This is a genomic window from Parafrankia sp. FMc2 (assembly GCF_041008525.1).
Taxonomy (GTDB): domain Bacteria; phylum Actinomycetota; class Actinomycetes; order Frankiales; family Frankiaceae; genus Parafrankia.
In genome coordinates this window covers 46,811-60,268 of record NZ_JBFLUG010000020.1, presented here as the reverse complement: position 1 = coordinate 60,268, position 13,458 = coordinate 46,811, and the positions used below count along the sequence as shown (strand labels likewise).

The window sequence follows — 13,458 nt, the reverse complement described above, 5'->3', positions numbered from 1 at the left end:
CGCGACGCGGCCAGCGGCGGCCACAGCCGCCACAGCCGCATGTCAGTCGTTTCCTGATTCCCTGCGGTCCGACTGTTCACTGATCCTGTGATGTGACCGGTCTGATCCCGGTCGGCCTCGATCGTGTTCAGAAGCAGGGAAAGGCCGGGCCCGGACGCACGCAGTCCGGGCCCGGCCATCCACTTTTCCGGCCGGCGCGACCGGCCCGCGGCACGTCCGGCGGCGCCGCCGTGACGCCCCGCCGTGCCATGGCGCCGTCGGTGGGCGTGCCGTGGCGCTGTCAGTAGGTGGGGAGGGCGTCGTCCGCCATGGTGGCGAGGATGCGCCGGACGTCGTCGGAGGTCGTCCGCGGGTTCACGATGGCGAAGCGGGTCACCGTCTCGCCGTTGTGCACGGTCGGGGTGACGAAGGCCAGCCCGCTGCGCAGCAGGCACTCGGACCACCGGTGGTAGTCCGGCGGCGACCATCCGAGCCGGCGCAGGACGACGATCGACAGCTCCGGCTCGCGGACCAGTTCCGCGTAGGGCAGCTCCCGCACGAGGTCCGCCGCGGCGCGGGCCGTCGCGAGGCAGCGCTCCACCGCCCGTCCGTAGGCCTGCGTCCCGTAGGTGGCGAGGGAGAACCAGAACGGCAGGCCGCGCACCCGCCGGGACAGCCCGATCTGGTAGTCGGACGGGTTCCAGGCGCTGTCCCGATCGAGGACCTCCAGGTAGCCCGCCTGCTGGGCGTGCGCCAGCCGCGCCGTCGCGGGATCGCGGTAGACCAGCGCGCAGGCGTCGAACGGCGCGAACAGCCACTTGTGGGGATCGACGATGAAGGAGTCGGTCGCGCCGACCCCGGCGAAGAGGTGACGGACGGACGGCGAGGCGATACCGGCAAGACCGTAGGCGCCGTCGACGTGCACCCAGACGTCCCGGGCGTGCGCGGCGTCGACGATTCCGCGGATGTCGTCGACGATCCCGAACTGGGTGCTCCCCGCCGTCGCGACGACCGCGAACACTCCGGTACCCGGCGCGTTCCGGCCGGTGGCAGCGCCCTCGACCGGGTCCAGGCTGTGGGCATCCAGCGCGGCGGCCACGGCGGCCCCGGTCAGCCGGCCGCCGCCGTCGGCGGGGACGAACACGAGATCGACATCCATCACCTCGGCGGCCTGCCGCAGCGACGAATGGGCCTCGGCCCCACACAGGAAGCACCAGCGGGCCGGCAGCGGCAGCCCCAGGGCCACCCGGCGGGCACGCGCAGCGTGGCGCGCCGCGACCAGTGCCGAGAGGTTCCCGACCGTGCCGCCCTGCACGAACGTGCCACCGGCCCTGGGCGGGAAGCCGACCAGATCGGACAGCCAGCGCAGCGCCTCGTTCTCGGCGTGGACGGCACCGCTGCCCTCGAGCCAGCTCCCGCCGTAGATCGACGAGGCGCCCACGACGAGGTCGAACAGAATCGACGCCCGTGTCGGCGCAGCCGGGATGAAAGCCAGATTGCGCGGGTGGTCGGCCGATATGCACGCCCGCGACAGGACCTCGTCGAAGACGCGCAGGGCCGCGAGCCCGCCGACACCATCCGGGGTGATCGTGCGCCCTGCCTGCCGCGCGAGTTCGGCCGGCGCGGCTGTTCCGTCCAGCGGGGCGGGATCGAGATTCATCCTCGCCCGTGCGTAGTCGACAACCGCCTCTTCAAGGCCGGGGCCGAGTACATCGAAGATCGCAGCGTCGGGTCGGTGCACCCGCCGAAGTCTAGGTTGACCCCGACCGCGCCGCCGAGGCGATCAACGAGCGATTTCGCAGACGGCGGCTGCCGCCCGCGAGGTCCCTACTGGCCGCGCTGGCGCCGCACGAGGAAACCACCGCCGACGAGAGCGAGGAACATGACAACAAGCCCGGCGCGCTTCATGCGAAACCTCCACGATGAGGACTGGTGGTGACTGACTTCGCCGGCCACCACCACGTTCGTGGAACACGATACCGGCCAGGGAAGCCCCGATCGGCCTGCCGCGCGGAAGTGAAGAAGTGTTGTCCGGGAGCGGATTTCTGTTGGGTCCTGGCGCGCCGGACCACCACGGGAACTCTTCCCGGACGATCCAGGCCACTCACAGCCGTATCCGAAGCCGGGAACACCTCGACCAGCACCCCGCAGAACGCCCGAATTACCATGCGGCCCGGCAGGAAGAAGGCTGCCGGTTTTCTGCGCATTCACGCTTCCGTTGGCCGCCCGGGCCGGCCCCTGGTCCCGCCCGCGCAGGGCCCGCCCGCGCAGGGCCCCTGGTCAGGGGCGGCCGGGCTCGCGGCGCAAGCTGTGCCGCCGCGAGCCACCGGCCACGAGGCCCGAGCACGTGCCCGCGGGGTGCGGTCAGACGATGACCGGCAGCTTCTCGTAGCCGCGCACGGTGCTGGTGTGCAGGCGCACGGCCCGGTCCCGGTCGACCTCCCAGTTCGGGAAGCGGCGCAGGGCCTCCTCCAGGGCGATGCGGCCCTCCATCCGGGCCAGCGCCGCGCCCAGGCAGAAGTGCGGGCCGCGCCCGAACGAGACGTGGCTGTCGAACCTGCGCCTGATGTCGTACGTGTCGGCGTCGGGGTACGCCCGCTCGTCACGACCGGCCGAGGCGGTCAGCAGCAGCACCCGCGACCCCGCCGGGATCGTCGTGCCATGCAGCTCGACGTCCCGCGTGGTGGTGCGGCCCTGCACCGGCGACGGCGCCTCGTAGCGCAGCGTCTCCTCGATCGTGTTCGGCAGCAGCGACGAGTCGGCGGCCAGGTCGGCCCGCTGGTCGGGGTGCGAGTCGAGCAGGTCGCAGGCCCAGCCGAGCAGCCGGGCGACGGTCTCCGTCCCGGCGGCGACGAGGAGGTTGGTGAAGTCGGCCGCCTCGGAGGTGGTCAGGCTGCGCGGCCCCTCCTCGGTGGTGATCTCGGCCTGGGCGAGGCCGGTCATCATGTCGTCGCGCGGTTCGCGGCGCCGGATGTCGATCTGCTCGGAGAAGTAGGTGTGCATCTTGATCTGGGCGGCGAAGGAGACATCGTTGATCATCCCCTTGCCTTCCTCGATGTGGAAGGTCTGGTCGATCGTCTGGCGGATCTCCTCGCGGTCCTCCGGGTTGACCCCGATCAGCTGCGAGATCACCAGCGAGGGCAGCTGGGCCGCGAAGTCCTGGACGAAGTCGAAGCCGCCGGCGCCGATCTGCGGGTCGAGCAGGTCGGCGCAGATCTGCCGGATGTGCGTCTCGAGGGCGCTGACCCGGCGCGGGGTGAACGCGCGGGAGACGAGCACCCGCAGCAGGGTGTGCGTCGGCGGGTCCATGAAGATGATCTGCCCGGTGTGCATCGGCTCCGGACCCATGAGTTCCAGGACCGTGCCGTGTGCGGAGCTGAAGGTCGCCGGGTCGATGTGCGCGTCGTCGACGTCCTTGTGCCGGGAGAGCGCGTAGAAGTCGAGCTTGTCGTTCCGGTAGACCGGCACCTCGTCCCGCATCCGGCGCCACACGGGGTACGGGTTGACGTCGACGATCTTGTCGAAGGGGTCCCAGTACAGGTCGTCCGTCACAGTTCGAGCCCTTTCCCATGCCATTTGCCCGCGCCGATCGGCACCACGGACAGTCCGTCTCCGCGACGTCAGCCGCGTCCCACACCCCGGGCAGGTACACAGCACCGGGCGGGCGCCACTCGGTTCGTCAACGCCTATGAGCAGATTGACGTGCTTCGCACCCCACGAGCAAGGAACTCCCCGCGCCGGCGTGTGGTGTGACCGCCCCCTGCGGCACAGGGGACACGCCCCCGGGCCCGCCTCGAAGAGCCCAACCGGCCCAAACCGCCACCCGAGGAAACCGGACGAATACATTCCGCTTAAATCGTGACTCGACGACAGCCGCCAGGGCACGGAAAGTTACCCATCAGGATGATCCCAGCCCCGAGATCCAGCAACCAAAACGGGTCAGAAAGGGGAGCTCTCGCGAGCCCTCGGTCGAGCACCACGCCGCCGGCCCGCCGCGCCCACAGGCCACCCCGTCACCATCCGGGTCAAGGCCGGCCCGGTAGCCCGGCTGCCCGGCAGCCAGCGGGGCCGCACCCGCCGCACGCGCCTCACCGCACGACCGGTAGTAACCACGCCCAGGCGCCGCCGAGGGCATCGGCGAGCCCGGCTTCGTCCGGTGGCGCGACGTGGACGGCGACCCGGGCGCACCGGGGCGCGGGGCGGTGGACGCCAGCCCGGCCGCGGCCTCGCCGGCGCCCGGAGCGACCGGCTCAGCGGCGACGACCGGGACGGCCGGACCTGCCGCGGCGCGGACGGGCGGCACCGAGGGGCCCAGCGACGCGGAGGGATCCGTCCGTCCGGTCGAGGCAGGCGGCAACGGGACGGGTGTCGGCGCCCGATCCGCGGAGCCGGCGATCACCTCACCTGGATAGCCGGCGGACTCCGTCGCGGAGCCGCTCCGCTCCGCGGCCGACCGCGGAGCCGGGAGCAGGGCAATGCCGACGAGCAGCAGCAGGAAGATCCCACCAGCTCCGGCGCTCACCCGCGGATGCCGGCTGGTCCAGCCGCCGATCCGGTGCCTCAGTTTCGCTGGCCCGTGCCACATCTCATGTCTCCTTCTGTCGACGGATAGTTTCGACAGAAATTGGACATTTATGGCGCTACACGGACAGATTTACACTTTTCGGCGGCAATTGATCTCTCGTGGCGCCCGACGCGGGCCGGCGGGCGGCGGGGTTGCCGCGCCCCTCACGGGGACGGACGTCGCGGCCGCGGCGAGAACGACCGAGGCACTGATGACCTGGTGCACTGAATGGCCTGGCGCCCTGAATGGCCTGGTGCCCTGATGCCTCGCCGCGGCGGACGCGCCTCAGTCGATCGTGATTGCCCGTTCCGGGCAGTTCTCCGCCGCCTCACGCGCCCTGGCCTCGTGGATGGGCGGGACCTCCGGAAGGGCCACTAATCCGTAACCCTGTTCGTCGACCTCGAATACCTCGGGGCAGATGTCCCAGCACCGGGCGTGCCCCTGGCAGAGGTCGGACTCGATCGAGACCTTCATTGCTGCTCTCCTTCGTGGCTCTCCGTCAACCCTGACCGCGGAGCACGGTCAGCACGGCAGCGTACATGCGCTCCTTGATCGCACCGAGGGTTTCGCCTGCCCTCCCGGTGTGCGCGACAGCCGTCTCGACGGCGCTCGGGCGCACGGCGTCCTCGGCGACCGCTCGGTCGACGATGCCGGCGGCCGCGGCGTCCGTCCCGCCGTAGCGGCGGCCGGTGAGCATCGCCTCGTGCGCGGTCTGCGGGGCGAGCCGGGCCTGGATGAGCGCAGCCATCCCCGCGGTGAAAGGGATCCTGATGTCGATCTCGGGAAGACACCAGTAGCCACGGTCGGCCCGCATGACCCGGAAGTCGTGGGCCAGGGCGAACATCGCGCCGGCGGCGAACGCGTGTCCCTGCACCGCGGCGACTGTGACCACCGGCAGCGCGAGCATCCGGGCGAGGAGCTCGTGTACCGAGTCGACGTACTCCCGGTGCCGCTCGGGGTTGGCTGACAGCCAGGTCAGGTCGAGCCCGTTCGAGTAGATCCGGCCCGTCGCGGCGGTCACCAGTGCGCGGGCACCGTCGGCCTTCTCGACCTCGTCGAGGGCCGTGTTGACGGCGGCGATCCAGTCGGGATGGAACCGGTTCTCCCCGTCCCCGAGATTGAGGACGAAGACGTCGCTGTGGCGGTCAAGGGCGGGCATACACGGTCCTCGGGCTTCCATCCGGCGGACAGGTCGACGTCGGCATACGGGTCAGGCAGATCGCGTCAGGCAGATCGGCCGCCAGGCCACCCGTCCCCAGCCGCCTTGCCCGGACCCGTGCCGCCGTCACAGGATCCGCCGCACCGATCGCCTGCGGCAAGGGACACGACAAGGGACACGACAAGGGCGGAGCGGCGGGGGCCGGCGGGGCGCGCCCCCGGCCGCCACCGCCGTCGCGCCCGTCACCGCCGTCGCGGCCGTCCCGCGGTTCACAGATCCGGACCCGGGTAGCTACCTGTACACAGAGGAACACGAAATGCTGTTGTGGATATCCGCTCGGGCCCGGGAAGCAGGCGCGACCAGAGACGGGATGCAGGCATGACGGAGATTCGTAACATGATCACCAAAGAGCCGGCCACGGTCGACCGAGCCGCCAGCGTCCAGCATGCGGCTCAGGAGATGGAACGCCGCGGTGTGGGCGCGCTTCTCGTCATGGACGACGGCCGTCTCGTCGGAATCGTCACCGACCGGGACATCGTGCTGCGGGGCGTCGCCCGCGCTGTCCCCACCGACGGCCGGATCGACACTCTGATGACCACCGAGGTGATCACGGTCCCCGCCGGGGTGGACGTCGAACACGCCCACGAGCTGTTCCGCGACCATGCCTTCCGCCGCCTCCCCGTCGTCGAGGGACGCCAGGTCGTCGGGCTCCTCTCCGTCGACGACCTGTTGATCCACAGTGAACGCGCGATCGCGGACCTCGTCCACCCGCTTGCCGACGAGGCGTGCGCGCCGCACCACGAGGCCAGCCCGCCCGCGATCGTGGCCGACAGCGCGCCCGCGGGGGCGCGTCACGGCGCCGGGTCCGGCGGCGCCGGGCTCGAACCGCCCGTGCGGCGGTGGGCGGTGCGGGCTCGGCCCGGTGACACGCTCGTCGTCCATCACCACAACACCGGGCAGCCGGACCGGACCGGAGAGATCTTCGAGGTCCGTTCCACGGCCGGCTACCCACCCTTCGCCGTGCGCTGGTCCGACAACGGCCACGTGAGCTTCATCTACCCGGGTCCCGACGCGGAGATCCGCCGCGGGCAGCAGTCAGCTCGCCCTGGCGCCGCCGCCCGCTGAGGGCACACGGGTCTCCGGGTGCCCCCCGTCCGGTGGCCGCGTCGAGCGGGAAGGACGTGACCGGCAGCGGTGCCAGCGTGCCGTCCGCGAGGGCCGCCGCGACGTCCCGGAGGAGCCGGGCGAACCGCATCGGCTGGTGCCGGCGCAGCCCCGGCCCGTTCGAGCGGGGGCGGAAGCCGGGGGCGGCACTCCCATCGTGTCCCGTTCCCGGTCGCTCGCGCGTTAACTCGGTTACAAAGCTTTCCGACGGGCGCCAGGCAGTGCCGGTGGAATTGGCGATGCGTTCCGGAGGCCGTATCGTCACTGTCGTGGAGAAGATCCGGGTGTTCGTTCTCGATGACCATGAGATCGTGCGGAATGGTCTGCGTCAGACGCTCGCCCGGCATGACGATATCGAGGTCGTCGGAGAGGCCGGGCTGGCGGCGGAGGCGCTGCGGCGCATTCCCGCCCTGCAACCGCATGTGGCGGTGCTGGACGGGCGGCTGCCCGACGGCAGCGGCATCGACGTCTGCCGGGAGATCCGGTCGAACCTGCCGGGCGTGGTCTGCCTGATCCTGACGTCCTACGACGACGACGAGGCGTTGTTCTCGGCAATCATGGCTGGTGCTGCAGGGTATGTGCTGAAGGAGATCCGCGGCAACGACCTGGTGGGAGCGATCCGGACGGTGGCGTCCGGTCAGTCGCTGCTCGCCCCGTCGGTGACGCGCCGCGTGCTGGAGCGGCTGCGGGACGGGCCGAACGAGGACCCGGCCATGGCCACGCTGAACCAGCGGGAGCGCGAAATTCTCCAGCTGATTGCGGACGGGCTCACCAACCGGCAGATCGGCACCCGGTTGGGGTTGTCGGAGAAGACGGTGAAGAACTACGTGTCCAGCATTCTGGAGAAGCTTGGGCTGGCCAGCCGCACCCAGGCAGCCGTTTATCTCATGAAGCAGTCCAGCGACTCATGAAGCAGTCCAGCGACTGAATCGGCGCCCGTTCCGGAGGCACTGGTGCCGAAGCGACAGGCGCGCCGGGGAGGGCCTTCGGCAGCGGGCCCGGGCCAGTATCCAGGCCCGCTGCTGTCATCATGGTGGGTGGGGACTGCGCGGCAGGAGCCTCCCGAGGAGCGGCAGCGCCGCACAGATGATCACGATGCTCAGCAGCCAGCCAGCGACGACGTCGCTGGGCCAGTGCATCCCGAGGTAGACCCGGCTGGTGCCGACCGCGCAGGCCCAGAGCACCGGCGTCACCACGGCCAGGATCCGGGCCAGACGCCGCCGGGCGTGCCGTAGCAGCGCGGCGGCGAGGCCCGCCGCCACCAGCGCGGACGTCGTGGTGTGACCGGACGGGAGGGCCGGCCCGGCCGCCTGCCAGGCCCAGTCCGGCACAGGCGGGCGCGCCCGGTCCACCGCATGGGCCAGTCCCAGGCGCACCAGCTGCCCTGCGGCGAGTACGGCGACCGCGAGCGCGGCGGCCCACCACCGCGCCCGAGGTGCCGCCATCATCCCCGCCAGCACGCCCAGGAGGTAGGCGGGCGGCCCGCTGGCGGTCACCGTCAACGCAACCGCCGCGTCCGTGACGGTGGCGGCGCGCTGGGCGAGCGCCCACCGGTGCAGCGTGTCATCCACAGCGAACGGGACGCCCTGCCGACCGAGGACCGCGATCACCAGCACGGTGAGCAGGGCCGCGGCGACCGTGCCGGCGAGGACCCGCGCTCGCCGCCCGTGGCCCATGAATCCTCCGCGGTCGTGACACGCCCCGCGGCGGAGAATACCCACCCGAACGAGCTGTGAACGGCCACCGCCGCCAGCCCGGTGGTCACCAGCCCGGTGGTCACCCGGAGACAGACAGCCGGGCCGGGCGCCACCGTCAGTCCGCAGCCACCGTCGTCAGTCCCGGGTCGACGGATGCGCGGCCGAATACCGGAGGAGGGCGCCGATCCCGTCGGTCGGCGATCCGGGCGCGCCGCTCGGGACGGCGTGGACGGCGGCGCCCGTTCCCAGCGCCGCGCGGACCAGTGCATCCACCCGCGACGCACGCACCGGGTGTCGCAGACCGTCAGCCCCGGACGGGTCGACGGCGATCTCGGTGACGTCGTCGCCGACCCAGGCGGACCCGTCCCCTGCCCCGTTCTCGGCCAGCAGGAGGTGGCTCACCTGGCTCAGGCTGAGGGCGTAGGCCGTCGCCGCGGGACCGTCGGCGGCGGCCAGCATCGGCCGGCCCTCTGCGGGGGCACCCGCGGCAGAGCGTTCCACGCCCACGCCAGCGCCAGCACCATCGGCAGGACCACGGCCGGCGCCGGCGCCTCTTCCCGCGCCGACGAGGGACCTGGCCCGGGAGCGATACTGCTGGAACTCGTCCAGGAGCCCGGCCCGGCGCCGTTCCACCTCCGCCGCGAGAACGCCCATGACCCGGTCCGCCAGGTGGTCGACCGAGCCGTCCCGGGCACGGCTGCCCTGGACGACCACCACTCTCGCGGCCACATCACGGGGCAGCTCGTCGCGGACCAGGCTGAGTGCCTTCGTATCGCCCGCGAGAATCACCACCTCGGCGGCCGTCTCGTGGGCGGCTCCCGCGATCAGCTCCGCGTCGTCCTTCGCACCGCGCTTCCAGTGTTCCTCGACGTGGCTTTCGAAGCGGCGCTGCGCCCAGCCGCCCTGGCTCGCCTTGTGCCACGGCGGCCGGGTCGTGTTCTGGGAGACCGTTGCGACCGGGAGCGGGCCGTCCACATAGCCGAGCACGTCGACGCCGAGCCGGTCCACGACGGCGACCACATGGGGCAGCCGCGAGTCCATCCAGTGCAGAACGGGGAGCAGATGCGGCAGGGTGCCGACGTCGACGAGGTCGATGTCGGACCGTCCCGGCAGCCAGTGCGCGAACGGCACGTGCGCCTGCTTCCCCTCGCCGGACACGACCACCACCCGGGTGCCGCCCTCGCGCTGGTGCGGGTCTCCTCGTTCGGCGAGAAACAGCTCGCAGACCTCGCGCGCGGCGCCTCGCCGTTCCAGCTCCGTGGCGAGGTCGCGCCACCGCAGGTCGTACTGGTGCGCCGCGTTCTCCAGCACCGGGTCGATACTCGCGTAGGCGGTCACGAACCGGCCGGGCGAGGTGTAGAGAGAACGCAGTGCGCTGATGTCCATGTGAACCCCTCCGTGAGCTCCTCCGTCGGCTCCCTGCAGTCGGCTCCCGGCTTCGGGTTGCCCCCGTGCGCAGGTGCCAACCTCCCAGGTCACAGCAGGGGTATCGGGACGGCGCCGATGGGTGCCGAGACGAACCGGTGGTTACCCGGGCGAGGAGCCCGTTTCGGCGAGGACCAGCGCGACGTCGTCGTCCGACTCGTCGGCGGTCGCGGTGATGAGATCGTCGGCGAGCTCGCGCAGGGTCGGGACAGCGGCTCGGCCAGCACCGCCCGCAGCTCGGTGAACGACTCGGCAGCCAGATCCACGCCGGCTCTGCCAGCCCGCTGGCCAGGGCGTCGTAGAGCTCCTTGCACTCGCGCGTCCGCTCGGCCCCGGTCAGCCGACTACCCAGGGCCTCTCCTACTCGCTCGACCCAGCGTGGGAGATCAGGAACGTTCCCACCTGGAGGACCCCGCGACCGGGCGAGCCGCGGCCGTCGGCAAGGCCATCTCGGTAGGCCGGCGCCTCAGGCGGCGCGGGCGGTGAGCACCCGCTCGGGCGAGGTCTCGGCTGTCATCCGCCGACTGGGCCCGGGAAGAGCCAGCCGGCAGATGCGCTTCCAGACCCGGGCGGTCTGCCGAGGCAGCGAGCCTGTCGTGTACGGGAGCTCGAACCGCTCGCAGAGGGCGCGGACCCGCGGGGCGATCTGCGCGTAACGGTTGCTGGGCAGGTCGGGAAAGAGGTGGTGCTCGATCTGGTGGCTGAGGTTGCCGCTGAGGAGGTGGAGCACCGCCGGGCCGCTGATGTTCGCCGAGCCAAGCAGCTGCCGCAGGTACCATTCACCGCGGCTCTCGCCCTCGATCTCCTCCTCGGTGAACGTGGAGGTCCCCTCAGGGAAATGCCCACAGAAGATTATGGCATGTGCCCATATGTTTCTGGTGATGTTCGCGGCGAGGTTTCCCAGCAGAACGGGGAGAAACGCCGGGCCAGCCAGCAGCGGAAACACGACGTAGTCCTTCAGGCCCTGCCGGCCGGCCTTCCTGACCGCTTCGCCGAGCTGGCCCAGGGTGTCGCCCCACGCCTTCTCCCCGCGAAAGGCCTTGTCGAGCTCCACATCAAAGAGCGCGATTCCCCACTCGAAGGTGGCCGCGAGCCCCAGATTATAGAGCGGCTGTGCCAGGTAGACCGGATTCCACGGCTGCTCGGGAGTCACCCGAAGGATGCTGTACCCGAGATCACGGTCTCGGCCGAGCACGTTCGTGTAGGTGTGGTGCACGAAGTTGTGCGAGTACTTCCACTGACTCGCGGGAGCCGCGGAATCCCATTCCCAGGTGGTCGAGTGGATGTCGGGATCACGCATCCAGTCCCACTGCCCGTGCAGGACGTTGTGACCGATCTCCATGTTCTCGAGAATCTTGGCGAGCGAGAGCATCGCCGTGCCCGCCAGCCACGCCGGTGGCAGCGCGGCGGCGAACATCACCGCCCGCCCACCGACCTCGAGCCCCCGCTGGAGCGCGATCACCCGCCGGATGTACCGGGCGTCGTTCTCTCCTCGGCTCGCGAGGACCTCTGCCCGGATGCGGTCGAGCTCCCGGCCGAGCTCCTCGATGTCACCGGCGCTGAGATGGGTCGGTGCTGGCATCAGCCTGTTCCTCACAGATCGATATCGACGTCGCCGCCGGCAGCGGACACGCAGGTCTGGATGAGATCGCCCGGAACTCCGTGTTCCTCGCCGGTGCGCAGGTCACGGACCCGGCCGCTGGCGAGGGGCACCAGACAGCTGTAGCAGATACCCATCCGGCAGCCGCTCGGCAGGGCGACGCCCGCGTCCTCGCCCGCCGCGAGCAGCGTGGTGCCCCCTGTCACGGTGATCTCGCGACCGCTCCTGACGAAACGCACCCGCCCGCCGTCTCCGCTCCGCCCCTTCCGTCGGCCGACCCCGGTCTGCCCGCCCGGGCTGACCTGCCCTTCTCCGCTGCGCTGTCCGGCTGGGCCACCCGGCGCGGAGCCAGGGCGCACAGCCGGATGGAAGCGTTCTGTCAGCAGACGGTCGGCGATGCCACCCGCCCGCCAGTACGCCTCGGCGTCGTCGACCAGCCCGGGGGGCCCGCAGACCCAGGCCATCCGCTCAGGGAGGTCGGTACAGACCGCGGCCAGGGCGGCCATCGTCAGCCGAGGCTGGCGCCGGCCGCCGGGGCAGGTGTGGTGCTCGTGCAGGCGCAGGCTGGGGAAGCGGACAGCCAGCCGCCGGAGCTCCTCGCCGAAGATGACCTCCGAGGCGTCCCGCGCGGAATGCACGAGGAGGACATCGGGCATCCGCCGGCTTTCGGCAAGGTCGCGCAGCATCGCCATCACCGGAGTGATCCCACTACCGGCGGTCACGAAAAGAAGGCGAGCCGGAAGATCTTCCGGCAGCACGAACCTGCCCGCCGGATGACCGATACGGATGGTTCGGCCCGGCGCAAGCGCGTGCACGATGTTCCTGGACACCAGTCCGCCCGGCCTGGCTTTCACCGTGATGGAGATGAGGCCGTCGGGGCGGCGCGGAGGAGACGACAGCGAGAACGGCCGCCGATACCACACCCCGTCGATTCCCACACCCACCTCGATGTGCTGACCAGCCAGGCCCCCCCGCCACCCCAGACCGGGCCGGACAACGACCGTCGAGGTGTCGGACGTCTCCGGCGAAACCGCCTCGACGCGCCCGGACAGCCGGCGCCGCGACCACAGCGGATTCACCATCGCCCAGTAGTCATCCGGTCTCAGTGGGCTTGCCATCGAAGCCGCTACAGCGCCGAAGAGAGCTCTGGTACCCAGCACCAATCTCCTTCATCACAGGCAGGCCCGTGGAGGGGACTGACCAGACCTTTTCTCAGCTGTTCCGGGGTTTTGTCGGTAGCGCACCCCGCCCTGGCATCACGCAGGGTACACCACCGTGCCCCGCCCCCGACCCGTAACCGGCACATCAGCCCAGGAACCTCCGGGCCGCCTCCGCCGAATAAGAAACACAATACTTCTCGGCGCTCCCATCACGAACCCGAGATAAATCCAACCGGTGGATCACACCACACCAGAGGGCAACGACCGGCGGCGCGGGAAGCTTTCCGGGAAACGCCCCGGCCAGCCAGCGCTGGCGGTTTCGCGTCGCAGGCCTGCCACGAGGATTGCGGTGTCGCCCCGGGAAGGACCGGCCGCGAGGCGCGGCGCCGGCGGCCCGCGAGGGCCGTGCGGCCGGTGGCCGACTACCGGCGACCACGCCCAGGGCTGCGGCCAGGCGCGCGGAGACGGTGGTCGCCGTGCCGCTCCTCGCCACGTGGCGCCTCGGCGACACCCTCAGCGCAAAGCGGGATCGTCTCGCCACGACACAGCCGCACTCCGTGGTGACGAGCCGATGATTCTCGAGCACCTCGGGAAAGGGTCCGTTCACGCCGACGGGACGCACGATCCACCTCGAAGCTCAAATCTGCCGGAGGCGGATTTTTGACCCGTTCCTCGAAAGGGAACGGTGGATCAGATCACGCGGGTGTGGG

General features: G+C 71.1%; 11 protein-coding genes. 2 read left to right on the top strand and 9 right to left on the bottom strand.

Annotated features, from left to right (window positions below):
• Positions 1–280 precede the first annotated feature (280 nt).
• The 5 genes from AB1460_RS10120 to AB1460_RS10100 all read right to left on the bottom strand — a co-directional run bounded on the left by AB1460_RS10120 (position 281) and on the right by AB1460_RS10100 (position 5,702).
• On the bottom strand, positions 281–1,720 hold the full coding sequence (locus AB1460_RS10120) for a pyridoxal phosphate-dependent decarboxylase family protein (RefSeq protein ID WP_420497234.1): 1,440 nt from the start codon (positions 1,718–1,720) through the stop codon (positions 281–283).
• Positions 1,721–2,343: 623 nt separating this feature from the next.
• Positions 2,344–3,531: a cytochrome P450 gene (locus tag AB1460_RS10115; protein WP_368960560.1), complete on the bottom strand. Its 1,188-nt coding sequence runs from the start codon at positions 3,529–3,531 to the stop codon at positions 2,344–2,346.
• A 346-nt stretch (positions 3,532–3,877) separates the two neighbouring features.
• Positions 3,878–4,564 carry an excalibur calcium-binding domain-containing protein gene (locus AB1460_RS10110; RefSeq protein ID WP_368960558.1) on the bottom strand — a complete coding sequence of 229 codons (687 nt, stop codon included), beginning with the start codon at positions 4,562–4,564 and terminating at the stop codon, positions 3,878–3,880.
• 264 nt (positions 4,565–4,828) lie between these two features.
• Entirely contained in the window at positions 4,829–5,017 is a 189-nt protein-coding gene (locus AB1460_RS10105) for a ferredoxin (protein ID WP_368960557.1), read from the bottom strand.
• A gap of 25 nt (positions 5,018–5,042) precedes the next feature.
• Positions 5,043–5,702 (bottom strand): enoyl-CoA hydratase-related protein, encoded by a 660-nt coding sequence (locus AB1460_RS10100; protein ID WP_368960555.1) that lies wholly within the window; start codon positions 5,700–5,702, stop codon positions 5,043–5,045.
• A gap of 378 nt (positions 5,703–6,080) precedes the next feature.
• Between AB1460_RS10100 and AB1460_RS10095 the strand changes: the two genes are divergently transcribed.
• Complete coding sequence (locus AB1460_RS10095) at positions 6,081–6,827, top strand: CBS domain-containing protein (protein WP_368960553.1); 747 nt, start codon at positions 6,081–6,083, stop codon at positions 6,825–6,827.
• Between the two features lie 308 nt (positions 6,828–7,135).
• Positions 7,136–7,777 (top strand): response regulator, encoded by a 642-nt coding sequence (locus tag AB1460_RS10090; protein WP_420497233.1) that lies wholly within the window; start codon positions 7,136–7,138, stop codon positions 7,775–7,777.
• A gap of 117 nt (positions 7,778–7,894) precedes the next feature.
• On the opposite strand, the gene AB1460_RS10085 is transcribed toward AB1460_RS10090, so the two are convergent.
• The 4 genes from AB1460_RS10085 to AB1460_RS10070 form a co-directional block, all read right to left on the bottom strand.
• Positions 7,895–8,542 carry a phosphatase PAP2 family protein gene (locus AB1460_RS10085; RefSeq protein WP_368960552.1) on the bottom strand — a complete coding sequence of 216 codons (648 nt, stop codon included), beginning with the start codon at positions 8,540–8,542 and terminating at the stop codon, positions 7,895–7,897.
• Between the two features lie 156 nt (positions 8,543–8,698).
• Positions 8,699–9,949: a Vms1/Ankzf1 family peptidyl-tRNA hydrolase gene (locus tag AB1460_RS10080; protein WP_368960550.1), complete on the bottom strand. Its 1,251-nt coding sequence runs from the start codon at positions 9,947–9,949 to the stop codon at positions 8,699–8,701.
• A 505-nt stretch (positions 9,950–10,454) separates the two neighbouring features.
• The gene (locus AB1460_RS10075) at positions 10,455–11,570 is read right to left on the bottom strand and encodes a fatty acid desaturase family protein (protein WP_368960548.1); all 1,116 of its coding nucleotides are present in this window, start codon (positions 11,568–11,570) and stop codon (positions 10,455–10,457) included.
• Between the two features lie 11 nt (positions 11,571–11,581).
• Positions 11,582–12,706: a ferredoxin reductase gene (locus AB1460_RS10070; RefSeq protein ID WP_368960547.1), complete on the bottom strand. Its 1,125-nt coding sequence runs from the start codon at positions 12,704–12,706 to the stop codon at positions 11,582–11,584.
• Positions 12,707–13,458: the final 752 nt, after the last annotated feature.

Bases quoted from the DNA above. Each gene is read 5' to 3' on its own strand.
- AB1460_RS10110 (WP_368960558.1), bottom strand. From the start codon at position 4,564: ATGTGGCACGGGCCAGCGAAACTGAGGCACCGGATCGGCGGCTGGACC.
- AB1460_RS10105 (WP_368960557.1), bottom strand. From the start codon at position 5,017: ATGAAGGTCTCGATCGAGTCCGACCTCTGCCAGGGGCACGCCCGGTGC.
- AB1460_RS10100 (WP_368960555.1), bottom strand. From the start codon at position 5,702: ATGCCCGCCCTTGACCGCCACAGCGACGTCTTCGTCCTCAATCTCGGG.
- AB1460_RS10095 (WP_368960553.1), top strand. From the start codon at position 6,081: ATGACGGAGATTCGTAACATGATCACCAAAGAGCCGGCCACGGTCGAC.
- AB1460_RS10085 (WP_368960552.1), bottom strand. From the start codon at position 8,542: ATGGGCCACGGGCGGCGAGCGCGGGTCCTCGCCGGCACGGTCGCCGCG.
- AB1460_RS10080 (WP_368960550.1), bottom strand. From the start codon at position 9,949: ATGGACATCAGCGCACTGCGTTCTCTCTACACCTCGCCCGGCCGGTTC.
- AB1460_RS10075 (WP_368960548.1), bottom strand. From the start codon at position 11,570: ATGCCAGCACCGACCCATCTCAGCGCCGGTGACATCGAGGAGCTCGGC.
- AB1460_RS10070 (WP_368960547.1), bottom strand. From the start codon at position 12,706: ATGGCAAGCCCACTGAGACCGGATGACTACTGGGCGATGGTGAATCCG.